13 protein-coding genes are annotated in these 13,527 nt (G+C 63.6%); 11 read left to right on the forward strand and 2 right to left on the reverse strand.

Annotation, left to right across the window (positions count from 1 at the left end; all coding sequences use genetic code 11):
- The first annotated feature begins 310 nt into the window (after positions 1-310).
- From QCE73_RS08450 to QCE73_RS08465, 4 genes are all read left to right on the forward strand, one after another.
- Positions 311-1,525 (forward strand): DUF2863 family protein, encoded by a 1,215-nt coding sequence (locus QCE73_RS08450; RefSeq protein WP_309880678.1) that lies wholly within the window; start codon positions 311-313, stop codon positions 1,523-1,525.
- A gap of 196 nt (positions 1,526-1,721) precedes the next feature.
- The gene (locus tag QCE73_RS08455; RefSeq protein WP_309880680.1) at positions 1,722-2,531 is read left to right on the forward strand and encodes a response regulator transcription factor; all 810 of its coding nucleotides are present in this window, start codon (positions 1,722-1,724) and stop codon (positions 2,529-2,531) included.
- A gap of 68 nt (positions 2,532-2,599) precedes the next feature.
- The gene (locus tag QCE73_RS08460) at positions 2,600-3,274 is read left to right on the forward strand and encodes an energy-coupling factor ABC transporter permease (RefSeq protein ID WP_035503106.1); all 675 of its coding nucleotides are present in this window, start codon (positions 2,600-2,602) and stop codon (positions 3,272-3,274) included.
- Positions 3,275-3,423: 149 nt separating this feature from the next.
- Positions 3,424-4,008: a BspC domain-containing protein gene (locus tag QCE73_RS08465; RefSeq protein WP_309880684.1), complete on the forward strand. Its 585-nt coding sequence runs from the start codon at positions 3,424-3,426 to the stop codon at positions 4,006-4,008.
- A 93-nt stretch (positions 4,009-4,101) separates the two neighbouring features.
- Here QCE73_RS08465 and QCE73_RS08470 read toward each other — a convergent pair whose 3' ends face one another.
- Both QCE73_RS08470 and yaaA read right to left on the reverse strand, forming a co-directional pair.
- The gene (locus tag QCE73_RS08470; protein ID WP_309880685.1) at positions 4,102-5,262 is read right to left on the reverse strand and encodes a M14-type cytosolic carboxypeptidase; all 1,161 of its coding nucleotides are present in this window, start codon (positions 5,260-5,262) and stop codon (positions 4,102-4,104) included.
- Between the two features lie 32 nt (positions 5,263-5,294).
- A complete protein-coding gene (gene yaaA, locus QCE73_RS08475; RefSeq protein ID WP_035502971.1) occupies positions 5,295-6,074 on the reverse strand; it encodes a peroxide stress protein YaaA in 780 nt (259 codons plus the stop codon).
- A 56-nt stretch (positions 6,075-6,130) separates the two neighbouring features.
- On the opposite strand from yaaA, the gene QCE73_RS08480 reads away from it, so the two are divergent.
- The 7 genes from QCE73_RS08480 to QCE73_RS08510 all read left to right on the forward strand — a co-directional run bounded on the left by QCE73_RS08480 (position 6,131) and on the right by QCE73_RS08510 (position 13,332).
- Positions 6,131-6,610 (forward strand): putative toxin-antitoxin system toxin component, PIN family, encoded by a 480-nt coding sequence (locus QCE73_RS08480; protein ID WP_309880689.1) that lies wholly within the window; start codon positions 6,131-6,133, stop codon positions 6,608-6,610.
- Between the two features lie 46 nt (positions 6,611-6,656).
- Positions 6,657-7,838 (forward strand): pyridoxal phosphate-dependent aminotransferase, encoded by a 1,182-nt coding sequence (locus tag QCE73_RS08485; RefSeq protein ID WP_309880691.1) that lies wholly within the window; start codon positions 6,657-6,659, stop codon positions 7,836-7,838.
- Positions 7,839-7,913: 75 nt separating this feature from the next.
- The gene (locus QCE73_RS08490; protein ID WP_309880694.1) at positions 7,914-9,455 is read left to right on the forward strand and encodes a 3-hydroxyacyl-CoA dehydrogenase; all 1,542 of its coding nucleotides are present in this window, start codon (positions 7,914-7,916) and stop codon (positions 9,453-9,455) included.
- Positions 9,452-10,240, forward strand: a complete 789-nt coding sequence (locus QCE73_RS08495) for an oxepin-CoA hydrolase, alternative type (RefSeq protein WP_029672511.1) — start codon at positions 9,452-9,454, stop codon at positions 10,238-10,240. Before QCE73_RS08490 ends, QCE73_RS08495 begins: the two co-directional genes overlap by 4 nt.
- A gap of 4 nt (positions 10,241-10,244) precedes the next feature.
- A complete protein-coding gene (locus tag QCE73_RS08500) occupies positions 10,245-10,970 on the forward strand; it encodes a histidine phosphatase family protein (protein WP_309880697.1) in 726 nt (241 codons plus the stop codon).
- Between the two features lie 25 nt (positions 10,971-10,995).
- Positions 10,996-12,093 (forward strand): phosphotransferase, encoded by a 1,098-nt coding sequence (locus tag QCE73_RS08505; protein WP_309880698.1) that lies wholly within the window; start codon positions 10,996-10,998, stop codon positions 12,091-12,093.
- 18 nt (positions 12,094-12,111) lie between these two features.
- Positions 12,112-13,332, forward strand: coding sequence for an acyl-CoA dehydrogenase family protein (locus tag QCE73_RS08510; protein ID WP_309880700.1), 1,221 nt, complete (start codon positions 12,112-12,114; stop codon positions 13,330-13,332).
- Positions 13,333-13,527 lie beyond the last annotated feature (195 nt).

Raw genomic sequence — 13,527 nt, forward strand, 5'->3', positions numbered from 1 at the left:
TTTCGGTTCGTGTCAACAAGATTCGAAGCGTTTTCTCTTCTTGCCAACCGCGCTCAGAACCTTCTACAACCCATCCCGAGCACACCACCGATACCGCCTACTCCCGCTTCCTTCGCGTTCATCGAATCGCGAAGGAACGGAATTCTAGTGAGTGAATGCCTCCTCCGCAAGTGAGATGCGAAAAAATAATTCGACCGCTCTGAGCGCCCTCGCCTGCCACAGATCGACAGACCTTTACGGCGCACGCTAAAAGCATCGTCCGAGCGACTACAATCAAAGGTTCACCGCACCAATTAACTTTCGTACTTATATGCGCTCGCGAATCGCAAAACGTATCCCCCCGGATGCCGACAAGCTCGTCAGCCTCTCCCTCGCGCTCTTCGCGTCCGGAAGCCGCGTCGAGGACAGGTTCTGGGAAGCCCGCCTCGACGCCCTCATCGCCAAGCTCGTGCGTAACGGCAATCAGACGACGCTCGATGCCGCGCTCGACCATCTCCAGCAGAATCATCCAGACGCCTACGGAGCGCTCGCCGATATGGCCGAGACGCACAGCGAGTCATTCAGAATCGACATCGAGGGCGCGCCCCACGAAGCATTGCTCATTTCCGCGCCGGTGCTCGCGTGGACGCGCTATGCGATCCCGTCGGGGGCGCTCAAGGGCGATGCCGTCGATGCCCTGCGCACACAAATGCAGGCGCATGTCCTCGCGGCGGACGCGCGCGTCGCCGTCGCGCCCTATCTCTACAGCATCGACCAGTTACCGCGACACCACGTGGATACCGCACGCCTCGCGCAACAATTGTTGCAAACGGTGTTGAGCGGCACCGCCGCGCGCCTGAACCTGTCCGATCTTCCCGAAACCTCGCCGATTCTGGCCGACCCGCGATTCCTGCTGGCTCTGGTCGTCGTGCCGGCCGGTGCGGCGTTCTTCCGCTGGCAGGAAGACGAAAACGGCAGCCGCGTCGAGCGTGGTCAATGCCTCGAGCAGTGGGCCGCTCAAGGCGGGCCGAGCTTCGCCGCCATCTTGCCTGGCTGCGAATTCGAGTGCCTGCTTCCCGACGCCTACTACTCGGCCTGTCGCGACGCCGACGAGCAGGTCCGTCCCCACACTGTGCGCACCGCAGTCCGATATCTGTTCGACACGCTCGGCACCGCGCCTCAGGATTTACGCGCGGTTATCGCGGGCTTCGGCGAACGGCGCATCGACGAATACCGCATCGGCTTCACGCGCCGCGGCAGCAACGACGTGATCTACGGCGTCGTGTGGCCGCTCTACGGACGCGAAAATGGAGAGTCGGGGATGGACGACGACGCGGCCGATCTTGAAGGCGCCGATGGCCCGGTCGAGGAAATCGTCGAGCTGCTCAAAAAAACAGGCGTCTCGGATGTGCGGCGTCACGCGGGACGCTTCGAGCCGGAGTTCTGCGACGACTGCGGTGTGCCGCTCTACGCCGATCCGCTCGGCGAGATCGTTCATGCCGAGATGCCCGAGGACGCAGAGCCGGCGCAGCCTCATTTCCACTGACAATCGGCAAGAGAGCCACCTTCAAACCACGACGAACCCCGCCCTCGCGCGGGGTTTTTGTGTATTTATGCCTATGCCATTCGGATAGGGGGCCGAATCAGCTTAAATTTGTCAATATAGCCACTGACGCCGAAATGTAATCCGGCGTCGAGTCCCGGAGCCGAGGGGCAACGGGTGTATTGACACGAGGTAAAGCATGATAATCAACATTATTGGTTCCGACGCCGAGCGCCGGGCGGGCCTTAAAACATTGCTGCGCCGCGTTGCGCGCCAGGCGCAATTCACCGAGGCGAAGGACTGGAGACAAGCCCGTTCCGCCTTGAAACGCTCCGAACCCGACATGATCGTGATCGACTGGGCGCCCGACATGCGTACCGGCGACCTGCAGCTCCTGCTCGACGAAGCGCCCCGCGTGCCCGCAGCCATCATGGTCGACCGCTGCGGTGCCGCGCTCGTCTATGCGCTGATAAGTGTCGGCGCAATGGGCGTGATCCCACGCGCGCTCGACCCGATCCTTATCCTTCGCGCGCTTGAGATGGTGCTCGTCGGCGGCCACTACATTCCGCCCGACGTGGTCGACCCGGAACTGACGCTCGAGCTCACCGCCCGCCGCGCTCGGGATATCGCCAAACTGCCGCTCAAAATCCGCCACCATCCGGCTCTGTCGCCCCGACAGCAGCAGATCATGCGCTGCGTCCACATGGGCAGCACGAACAAGATGATCGCGAAGACGCTCGGTATCAGCGAAGGCACGGTGAAGATCCACCTTGCAAGTATCTTCCAGCAACTGGGCGCGACAAATCGGGCCGCCGCGGTCGCGATCTACAACGGCGTGCAGAACTCGCACCTTGAAATTCTGCGCATTGGAAGCGAGAGATCCGCGCGTGTCGTCGCGGGGCAGCCAGGCGCGATTCCGTTGCGCCGGCCACGGACGCGTTATCCGTCGCTTCTCGACAACGACGCGGCTGCGCTTCCCATGGCCGCCGAGCCTGAGTCGACGTTCTAGCAACAAACCAGGCAAACGGGTTCGTCCTTTGCGCACACGTTTTACGCGCAACGAGTAATATGCAAGGCATGGGGTTCTTCTACACACCGCTACCGCTTTGGCTTACCGTCGGCAGCTGGATCGCAGCCGCGGGCGTGCTCGCGCTCGGGCTGCTGCAGCGACCGTTCGCTCGTCTGCAGGATGCGACGCTGCAAAACGTGTGGCTCGGTATCATCGTCGCGGTCTCGGTGCTTTGGGCGTGCAACGCATGGTTCGATGACGGACCCGTCATTCATCTCTTGGGCGCGACGCTGATGGTCACGTTGTTCGACTGGCGGCTCGCGCTGATCGGAACTGCTGCGACCACGGGCCTCGCCGCGGTCGTTCTCGATGCCTCGTGGCTCTCGGTAGCGACCACCTATCTTCTCTTCGGCGCACTGCCCGTCGCGGTCTCGACCCTGTTGCAGCGTTTGAGCAATGCCTGGTTGCCGCGCAATCTCTTCACTTTCATCACCGGGCACGGCTTCGTCACTTCGGCCGCTGCGGTGGCGGCGGCATGTGGCGCCACCGTGCTGCTCGAGATGGCGCTCGCCAGCGGCCGGTTCGTCGTACCTCCGGCGTTCACGCGAGGCTCGCTGCTGCTGGGCGTCGGCGAGGCGCTCTTCACCGGCCTGCTTACCATCCTGATCGCCGTGTACAAACCTGCGTGGATCACCACGTATGACGTGCGCCGCTATCGCCTCGACCGCGGTCCGCGCGTCTAAGTCTCTCGCGAATCTTACCCGCCTCGTGCAATCTCATTGCTCGGATATCGGATTCCGGGCGATGGGCACGCGTGCAAAGTACGATAAGATTGAACTCCTTCCCCACACGGCGCATCTTACTTGCCCGTGTCTTCTTAGCGCCAGACTTGATGGAAAGTAACTACGCACCGCGCCGGCTCCTGCGGCTCGTCGGCCGGATGGCGGTATGCGCATCGCTCGCATGCGCGGTCTCCGCTTTTGCCGATTCGCTCGACGAGCGCAACGAACTGATTCACCACTTCGTCACCGACTTCAAGGCCAACCCGCTCGTCGCGGATTGCGCCGCGCATGGCAACTTCATCGCCAGCACGTCTTCGGCTTTCGATCACGTCGAATTTCCGCCCGACTCGTTCGATGCCTCCCATTCCGCGATCGAGCCGTGGAACGATTCGTTCGACGAGAAGAAGCAGCGAATCAAGGTGGACAACGTGGTGACCGTCGAAGGTCAAGGCATGCCGAAGGACGGTGAGCGCGATCCCACTCCGCTCAAGTTCCGCTGCGGTTATGTCGGCAGCCAGATGCTCGCTTTCGGCTGGAACGATCCGGTGCCGGCGTTGCGTCCACGTGCCGAACCGCGCTCGACCCACAGTACGAAGGGCAAACACGGCACGAAGAACAAGGCGACTACGGGCAAGACGAAGAGCACGTCGAAGTCTTCGGCCAAGTCGACGAAGAAGACGACCAAGAAGCACTAGCCGATACCTTCCCCGCGACGAAGACACGACAAAAAAGGGCGTGGCCACACGAAGTGGCCACGCCCTTCTTACATCAGCGGTTAGGCGCCGGCGTCAGGCGCCGGAAGACTGCAGATGCCACAGGATGGCCTGCAGCATCGACGCGCCGAGCGCCGCACTACGCGCGCCACTCCAGCCGACGCTGTCATCCGGCAGATTCGCGTTGTCCTTGAACGGCATCTCCAGCGTGAGCGACAAGCACTTGTACTCGTTGCCGATGTACTTCGACGCGAGCTTCAGCGCATCCGTCTGATACTTGCTCGACTCATAGCCGTACACGTCCTGGAAATCCGGGCTCGCCTGCTTGAAGAACTCGACGAACGCCTTCTGCTCCTTCGCCTGCTGCGGCGTGAAGCCCGGCAGCATCTCCGATCCCGCGACGAACACATAGGGAATCGCTTCGTCGCCGTGGATATCGAAGAACAGGTCGCAGCCCGTTTCCGCGATGGCCTCGCGCACGGCGAGCACTTCCGGGCTGCGTTCCGCACTCGGCTCCATCCATTCGCGATTCAGGTTCGCGCCCGCCGCGTTGGTGCGCAGGTTGCCGAGCACGCTGCCGTCGGGATTCATGTTCGGCACGATATGGAAGATGGCCCGCTCGAAGAGCGAGCGCGCAACCGGATCGCCCGCCCAGTCGCCGAAGCCCGCGAGGCGCTTCACGAGCCCTTCGACGAACCATTCCGCCATCGTCTCGCCCGGATGCTGACGCGCGATGATCCAGACTTTCTTCTTCGGCTCGGCGTCCCCGAAGTCCGGGATGCCGAGCGAGAGCACCGACATCGGGCGGCCCTGCACCGAACTGCCGAGTTCGGTCAGCGTCGCGAGCGGCATCTGTTGAACCGCGCCGAGAAATTCCGAGTGGCGCTCTTCGCTGTACGGCTCGAAGTACGCGTAATAGATACGATCGAAGTCCGGCGTGTGATCGATCTTCATCACCTTGCCGTCGTATTCCGTCGATACGCGGAACCAGTTCACACGGTCATAACTCGCGACCGCCTCGTAGTCGCGCCAGCCTTCCGGGAACGCGCACTGCGCCGCGTTCTCGAAGGTCATCACGAGACGCTCGCCACGCGCGCCGGACACGCGAAAGTAGAACCACTGCGCGAAATCGGCATGCGAATCGGGACGGATGCGCAGCCGAATGTCCTCGGGATCGTCGGCGTTGAGGACTTCGATCGCGCCCGCGTCGAAATTGCTTGAAATGAAGAGTGTCATCTGCGTTTCCTTGCGTGCTTGCCGCGCGGGTCTCAATCCCCGATGCGGCGACGAAATACGTATGTCGTGTCGTTCGACGCCTTCGCGTCGAACTTGTAGCCTTCGCTGTCGAAGCTCTTGAGCGCTTCCGGCTCGTCGACGCGGTTCTCGACCGCATAGCGCGCCATCAGACCGCGTGCGCGCTTCGCGTGAAAACTGATGATCTTGTAGCGTCCGCCCTTCCAGTCCTCGAAGACCGGCGAGATGACAGGCGCCGCGAGCAGCTTCGGCCTGACCGACTTGAAATATTCCCCCGACGCGCAATTCACCAGCACACGCGCGCCGCGCTGCTTTTTCAGCTGTTCGTTGAGCGCCGCCGTGATGCGTTCGCCCCAGAACGCGTACAGATCCTTGCCGCGCGCGTTCGGGAATTTCGTGCCCATTTCCAGACGATACGGCTGCAACAGATCGAGCGGCCGCAGCAAACCGTACAGCCCCGACAACACGCGCACATGGTTCTGCGCGAAGTCGAGATCGCCCGCGGAGAGCGTCTTCGCGGCGAAGCCTTCGTACACGTCGCCGTTGAACGCGAGCACCGCCTGCTTGGAATTGTGCGCATCGAAAGTCTTCGACCATTCCGCGTAACGCTGGAAATTCAGCGCCGCGAGTTGGTCCGAAATGCCCATCATGCCGCCGATCTGCTGCGGCGAAAGTTCGCGCAGCCCGTCGATCAACTCGGCGGCGTCATCGACGAATTGCGGCAGCGTGTGCTTTTTGATATGAGCCGGCGTCTCGTAGTCGAGCGATTTGGCGGGAGAGAGAACGATTATCATGGAGGCTCGCCGGCACCCCGCCGGCGATCGTTGGCATAAACCCCTGATTGTATCGAATGGACAATTCCGCCGCGCCGCTGCCGTCGCCGACGCGCGTGGTGCTCGATTCGAATGTGTGGATCGACATCCTCGTATTCGACGACGCCGCCACCCGCCCGATTCACGCGGCCCTCGAAGCCCGCACGCTCGAAGCGCTAATCGACGAACGCTGCCTGCGCGAACTCACGCGCGTGCTCGACTATCCGCAGTTCGTGCGCATGGAAGTCGACAAGACCGCCGCGCTCGCGACCGTCGCGCGCCTGTCGACGCTCGTCGCCGCGAGCATCGAAGAAGACGAGCGTCCGCTGCCCAAATGCCGCGACCGCGATGACCAGAAGTTTCTCGAACTCGCGCACGCGTCGGGCGCGCAGTGGCTGGTCTCGAAGGATCGCGCGGTGCTGAAGCTCGCGCGCCGCATCGCGCGCGACTTCGCCTTTCGCATCGCCGAACCGAAACCCTTCGTGCTCGAACTGGAAGCACAGGCGGCCATCGGCTGATGCTGTCTTAAAATAGTCGCGAGCCCTATTCCACGTCCACATCATCATGAACGCCACGCACGAATTGCCGCCGACACCGCCCGAGCTTTCCTTCCCGTCGCGTCTGCCCAATGTGGGCACGACCATCTTCACCGTGATGAGCGCGCTCGCGACGCAAAAAGGCGCGGTGAATCTCGGTCAGGGTTTCCCCGATTTCGACTGCGATCCGCGCATCGTCGATGCGGTCGCCGGCGCAATGCGCGACGGCCACAATCAATATCCGCCGATGGCGGGCGCCGCGCCCTTGCGCCACGCGATCGCGCGCAAGATCGACGCGCTCTACGGCCGCGCCTACGACCCGGACACGGAGATCACCGTGACCGCCGGCGCCACGCAGGCGCTGCTCACGGCCATACTCTGCTGCGTGCATCCGGGCGATGAAGTCATCGTCATCGAGCCGATGTACGACAGCTACGTGCCGTCGATCGAGCTCGCGGGCGGCAAGCCGGTGTTCGTGTCGCTCGAAGCGCCCGATTACGCGCTGCCCTTCGACAAGATCGCCGCCGCGATCACGCCGAAAACGCGGCTGCTGATGATCAACACGCCGCACAATCCGACCGGCCGCGTATGGCGCGCCGACGACATGAAAAAGCTCGAAGAGATCGTGCGCGACACCAACGTGCTGATCGTCTCCGACGAAGTCTACGAGCACATGGTCTACGACGGCGCGCCGCACGAAAGCGTCTCGCGCTATCCGGAACTGGCCAAACGCAGCTTCGTCGTGTCGAGCTTCGGCAAGACCTTTCACGTGACCGGCTGGAAAGTGGGCTACGTCGCAGCGCCTGCCGCGCTCACCGCCGAATTCCGCAAGGTGCACCAGTTCAACGTGTTCACGGTGAATACGCCGATGCAGATCGGTCTCGCGCACTATCTCGAAGATCCGAAGCCGTATCTGGAACTGCCCGCGTTCTATCAGAAGAAGCGCGACTTTTTCCGCGCGGGATTGTCGGACACGCGCTTCTCGCTGCTGCCTTGCGACGGCGCATACTTCCAGTGCGTCGATTATTCGAAGATCAGCGACATGCCCGAAGGCGAATTCGCGCAGTGGCTCACGAGCGAGATCGGCGTGGCCGCGATTCCCGTGTCGGCGTTCTATCACGAGAGCCATGAATCGGGCGTCGTGCGCTTTTGCTTCGCGAAAAAGGAAGAAACGCTCGCGCTCGCGCTCGAACGTCTCGCCCGACTCTGAGCGACGGCGCGAGCGCCGAACCGCATCGAACCCGACGCCACGCGCGTTCCCATCTCCGAGGAGCAGAACCGCATCATGAGCCAGCACGACTACAGGATCGAGACGCTCGGTCTCGTCGGCCGCGGCGCGAGGGGGCGCGGCATCGCGCAGATCGCGGCCCTCGGCGGACTGAACGTGCATGTCTACGATACGAATCCGCAAGCGCTCGCCGCCGCGCGCGCGTATCTGTCGGAGACGTTCGCGAAGCTCACCGCCAAGGGCAAGCTCAAGGAAGCCGACGCGCACGCCGCGCTCGCGCGTATCCGCGATGCGGGCGACGCGAGCGAACTGGCCGATTGCGACGCCATCGTCGAGGCGATCGTCGAGAATCTCGACATCAAGCGCGAATTGTTCCGCGAGCTCGAAGCGGTGGTCGGCGCGCATTGCATTCTCGCGTCGAATACCTCGTCGCTGTCGATCACCGCGATCGCCGCCGGCTGCGCGCATCCGGAGCGCGTCGCGGGCTTTCACTTCTTTAATCCGGTGCCGCTGATGCGTGTCGTGGAAGTGATCGACGGCCTGCGCGGCGACCCGCGCGCCGGCGACGCCCTGATGGACCTCGCGCGCCGCATGGGCCACACGCCGGTGCGCGCGAAGGACATGCCGGGCTTCATCGTCAATCATGCCGGGCGCGGCATGAACACCGAAGGCCTGCGCGTGGCGAGCGAAGGCATCGCGAGCTTCGCGGATATCGACCGCATCATGCGCGAGCAGGCGGGCTTTCGTCTCGGGCCGTTCGAACTGCTCGATCTCACCGCGCTCGACGTCTCGCATCCGGTGATGGAATCGATCTATCACCAGTTCTATGAAGAGCCGCGCTTCAAGCCGTCGCCGATCACCGGCACGCGGCTCGCGGGCGGTCTCATCGGGCGCAAGGCGGGCGAGGGGTTTTATCGATATGTCGATGGCAAGCAGGACGTGCCGCCGGAACCCGCCGCGCCCACGCAACTGCCGACGCACGTCTGGATCAGCCGCGCGTCGCACGCCGGTCGCGAGGAGGTGCTGAAGCTGATCGCCAAATGCGATTGCTCCGTGCATATCGACGCGGGCCACACGCCCGAGCCGGGATCGCTCATCATCGTGACGCCGCTCGGCCTCGATGCGACGACCGCCGCCGTCAACGAACATCTCGACGCGACGCGCGTCGTCGCCGTCGATACGCTCTTCCCGCTCGACACCGTCGCGCGCCGCACGATCATGACGACGCCCGCGACCTCGCCCGCCATGCGCGACGCCGCGCACGCCCTCTTCTCCTTCGACGGCGTGCCCGTCACCGTGATCCGCGATTCGACCGGCTTCGTCGCGCAGCGCGTGGTGGCGACGATCGTGAACATCGGCTGCGATATCGCGCAGCAAGGCATCGCGACGCCCGGGGACATCGACCTCGCGGTGACGCTCGGCCTCGGTTATCCGCGCGGCCCGCTCGCACTTGGCGACGCCATCGGCGCGACGACCATCCTCACCATCCTGCGCAACATCCACGCCGTACTCGGCGACCCGCGCTACCGGCCGGCGCCCTGGCTCACGCGGCGGGCGCAGCTCGGACTTTCGCTTACCCATATCGAGGAGCTCAGATGAGCGCCGAATTACTGACAGACCGTCCCGCGGGCAGCGACACCACGCTCGTGCTCAAGTTGTCCAATCCCGGCGCGCGCAACGCGCTGCATCCGGACATGTACGCCGCCGGCATTGAGGCGCTGAACACGGCGGAGCGCGACAACACCGTGCGCGCGATCGTGCTGACCGGCGCCGACAATTTCTTCTGCGCGGGCGGCAACCTGAATCGCCTGCTGGAAAATCGTGCGCAGGATCCGTCGGTGCAAGGCGCGAGCATCGACTTGCTGGCGGAATGGATCAGCGCGTTGCGCGCATCGACGAAACCGGTGATCGCAGCCGTCGAAGGCGCGGCCGCGGGCGCTGGCTTTTCGCTTGCGCTCGCGTGCGATCTGATCGTCGCCGCCGATGACGCCAGGTTCGTCATGTCGTATGCGCGCGTCGGCCTCACGCCCGACGGCGGCGCATCGTGGTTCCTGTCGCGCGCGCTGCCGCGCACGCTCGCAAGCGAAGTGCTGCTCGAAGCGAAACCGATCGGCGCCGCGCGTCTGCATGAAGTCGGCGTCGTGAACCGGCTGACGAAGAAAGGCATCGCGCTCGATGCGGCCATCGCATGGGCCGACGATCTCGGCAGCGTGTCGCCGAAAGCGATGGCGCGCATCAAGTCGCTGATCAGCGCCGCCGACGTGCAGCCGCTCGCCGCGCATCTCGACATGGAACGCGACAGCTTCGTCGATGCGCTCCATCACGGCGATGCGCTCGAAGGCATCACCGCGTTCCTCGAAAAGCGTCAGCCGAATTATCGCTAAGCTCATGGCACAGTACGAATTGCCGAAGCGCCGCCGCATCTTTCTGATGCGTCATGGCGACGTCACTTATTTCGACGGCAGCGGCCGCGCGATCGATCCCGAAAGCGTTCCGCTCAACGAACAGGGACGCGAGGAAGCGAGCGCCGCGGGCCGCGAGTTCGCCGCGCAAAAGATTCGCTTCGATCGCGTGATCGTGAGCGGATTGCCGCGCACGGTGGAAACGGCGCGGCGCGTGCTGGCGGAAACGGGTCAATCGATCGAGCCGGAAATCTGGCCCGAGTGGCAGGAAATTCGCGGCGGCAAGCTCAAGGACCTCACGACATCGGACATCGAGCGCGCGTTTCTTTCGGTATTCGATGGCGTCGTGCCGGAAGAAACACAATTTCTCGGCGGCGAGACGATCGGTGAGTTGCTCGATCGCGCGCTGCCCGCGGTTGCGCGCCTGCGCGATGATCGCTCGTGGGACACGGTGCTGCTCGTGCTGCATGGCGGGGTCAATCGCGCGCTGCTCTCGCACGCGATCACCGCTGGCGGGCGCGCGTTCTTCGGGCATCTGTCGCAGGCGACGGGCTGCATCAACGCACTCGACGTCGGCGACAAATCGAGCGACTGGGTCGTGCACGCGATCAATCATTCGCCGCCCTCGCCGCTGCACGCCGAGGTGCGCAACACGACGATGGAACTGCTCTATGCGCAGTTCGTACGCTACAAGGCCGTCGACATGAAGTGATGGCGACGCAAAAACGGAGGAGACGATGCAGGACGAAGAAAAGTACAAGCACTCCGATTTTTCCGCGTTCGAAGGAACGCGCCCGGTGCAGGACAAGCAGCGCTTCGACACCGACGCCCTCTCGGCATGGCTCGCAGCGAACGTCGATGGCTTCGGCGGCCCGCTGACCGTCGAGCAGTTCGCGGGCGGCCAGTCGAACCCGACGTTCAAGCTCGTCACGCCCGCGCAAATCTATGTGATGCGCGCGAAGCCTGGACCCGTGGCGAAACTTTTGCCGTCCGCGCATGCGATCGAGCGCGAGTATCGCGTGATGGACGCGCTCGCTGCCACCGACGTCCCGGTCGCGCGCATGCTCGCGTTGTGCGAGGACGAAAGCGTGATCGGCCGCGCGTTCTATGTGATGGAGTTCGTGCAGGGCCGCGTGCTGTGGGATCAGTCGCTGCCCGGCATGACGCCCGCCGAACGCGCCGCGACCTACGACGAAACGAACCGCGTGATCGCAGCGCTCCATACGGTCGATATCGAAGCCGCCGGACTGTCGGGCTACGGCAAGCCGGGCAACTATTTCGAGCGGCAGATCGGACGATGGAGCAAGCAGTATGTCGCGTCGGAGACCGAGAAGATCGATGCGATGGATCGCCTGATCGAATGGCTGCCGCGACACATTCCGCAGACGCAAGGCGCGCGCGTCAGTGTCGTGCACGGCGACTATCGGCTCGACAATCTGATCTTCCATCCGAGCGAGCCGCGCGTGCTGGCCGTGCTCGACTGGGAACTCTCGACGCTCGGCGATCCGCTCGCCGATTTCGCGTATCACTGCATGGCGTGGCATGTCGATCCGTCGCAGTTTCGCGGCATCGCCGGGCTCGACTGGGCCGCGCTCGGCATCCCCGATGAAGCCGCCTATGTGAAGCGCTATTGCGAGCGGACGGGCTTCACGATCGAAGGCGACTGGAACTTCTATCTCGCCTACAACATGTTCCGCATCGCCGCGATTCTGCAAGGCATCATGAAGCGCGTCGTCGATGGCACGGCCGCGAGCGCACAAGCCGTCGATGCGGGCAAGCGTGCGCGGCCGATGGCCGAACTCGCGTGGCAATACGCGCAGAAAGTCGGCCGATAAAAGCGAGGGAGACAAGGCATGAACTTCGACTACACGCCCAAGGTGCAAGCGTTGCGCGAAAAGCTGCTCGCGTTCTTCGATGCGCACATCTATCCGAACGAACGCGCTTACGCCGACGAAATCGCGGCCAATCGCGCGGCGGGCAATGCGTGGATTCCGACGCGACTGATCGAAGGACTGAAGGAAAAGGCGCGCGCAGAAGGACTCTGGAATCTCTTTCTGCCTGCATCGGAACGTGGCGCGGGCCTGACGAATCTCGAATACGCGCCGCTCTGCGAAATCATGGGCCGTGTGCCGTGGGCGCCGGAAGTGTTCAACTGCGGCGCGCCCGATACGGGCAACATGGAGACCATCGAACGCTACGGCACCGATGCGCAAAAGGCGCAATGGCTCGAACCGCTGTTGCGCGGCGAAATCCGCTCGGCGTTTCTGATGACCGAACCGGAAGTCGCTTCGTCGGATGCGACCAACATTCGTTGCAGCATCGTGCGCGACGGCGACAGCTATGTCATCGACGGGCACAAGTGGTGGTCATCGGGCGCGGGCGATCCGCGCTGCAAGGTGTATATCGTGATGGGCAAGACCGACACGCAAGCGCCGAAACACGCGCAACAGTCGATGATTCTCGTGCCCGCCGACGCGAGCGGCATCACGGTGCATCGGCCGCTGAGCGTCTTCGGTTACGACGACGCCCCGCACGGCCACATGGACATCACGCTCGATAACGTGCGCGTGCCCGCGGCGAACATGCTTCTGGGCGAAGGACGCGGCTTCGAGATCGCGCAGGGGCGCCTCGGGCCGGGGCGCATTCATCATTGCATGCGCCTGATCGGACTTGCGGAACGCGCGCTAGAACTGATGACGAAGCGCACGCTTGGACGCGTCGCGTTTGGCAAGCCGATCGCGCATCATGGCGTGACGCAGGAGCGTATCGCCGAGGCGCGCATCATGATCGAGCAGGCGCGGCTTCTGACGCTCAAGGCTGCGTACATGATGGACACCGTCGGCAACAAGGGCGCGCGCGGCGAGATCGCGATGATCAAGGTCGTCGCGCCGAACGTCGCGTGTCAGGTGATCGACTGGGCGATCCAGGCGCACGGCGCAGGCGGCGTCAGCGATGACTTTCCGCTGGCGTATGCGTATGCGGCGGCGCGTACGTTGCGGCTCGCCGATGGGCCCGACGAAGTGCATCGTAATGCTATCGCTAAGCTGGAGTTTGGTAAGTTCGCGGATGTTTGAGGACTCGGCGGGTGCGTGGCGATAGCGGCTCTCGCGCGTGGGCTGTGGCGGGTTCGCGCGAATGCTTGGATTTTGTCGCCGGATCCCGGGTTCTTTTCGGTCTATTAGCACTGCCCCTGTGCGGGGCGGCAGTCACTTTCTTTGCTGCTGCAAAGAAAGTAACCAAAGAAACAGCTATCCCCAGCCTAAGCACTT

This window comes from Caballeronia sp. LZ029, assembly GCF_031451275.1.
GTDB lineage: Bacteria > Pseudomonadota > Gammaproteobacteria > Burkholderiales > Burkholderiaceae > Caballeronia > Caballeronia jiangsuensis.

Bases quoted from the DNA above. Each gene is read 5' to 3' on its own strand.
- QCE73_RS08460 (WP_035503106.1), top strand. From the start codon at position 2,600: ATGGGGTTCTTCTACACACCGCTACCGCTTTGGCTTACCGTCGGCAGC.
- QCE73_RS08470 (WP_309880685.1), bottom strand. From the start codon at position 5,262: ATGACACTCTTCATTTCAAGCAATTTCGACGCGGGCGCGATCGAAGTC.
- QCE73_RS08450 (WP_309880678.1), top strand. From the start codon at position 311: ATGCGCTCGCGAATCGCAAAACGTATCCCCCCGGATGCCGACAAGCTC.
- QCE73_RS08455 (WP_309880680.1), top strand. From the start codon at position 1,722: ATGATAATCAACATTATTGGTTCCGACGCCGAGCGCCGGGCGGGCCTT.
- QCE73_RS08505 (WP_309880698.1), top strand. From the start codon at position 10,996: ATGCAGGACGAAGAAAAGTACAAGCACTCCGATTTTTCCGCGTTCGAA.
- QCE73_RS08510 (WP_309880700.1), top strand. From the start codon at position 12,112: ATGAACTTCGACTACACGCCCAAGGTGCAAGCGTTGCGCGAAAAGCTG.
- QCE73_RS08490 (WP_309880694.1), top strand. From the start codon at position 7,914: ATGAGCCAGCACGACTACAGGATCGAGACGCTCGGTCTCGTCGGCCGC.
- QCE73_RS08500 (WP_309880697.1), top strand. From the start codon at position 10,245: ATGGCACAGTACGAATTGCCGAAGCGCCGCCGCATCTTTCTGATGCGT.
- QCE73_RS08480 (WP_309880689.1), top strand. From the start codon at position 6,131: ATGGACAATTCCGCCGCGCCGCTGCCGTCGCCGACGCGCGTGGTGCTC.
- yaaA (WP_035502971.1), bottom strand. From the start codon at position 6,074: ATGATAATCGTTCTCTCTCCCGCCAAATCGCTCGACTACGAGACGCCG.
- QCE73_RS08495 (WP_029672511.1), top strand. From the start codon at position 9,452: ATGAGCGCCGAATTACTGACAGACCGTCCCGCGGGCAGCGACACCACG.
- QCE73_RS08465 (WP_309880684.1), top strand. From the start codon at position 3,424: ATGGAAAGTAACTACGCACCGCGCCGGCTCCTGCGGCTCGTCGGCCGG.
- QCE73_RS08485 (WP_309880691.1), top strand. From the start codon at position 6,657: ATGAACGCCACGCACGAATTGCCGCCGACACCGCCCGAGCTTTCCTTC.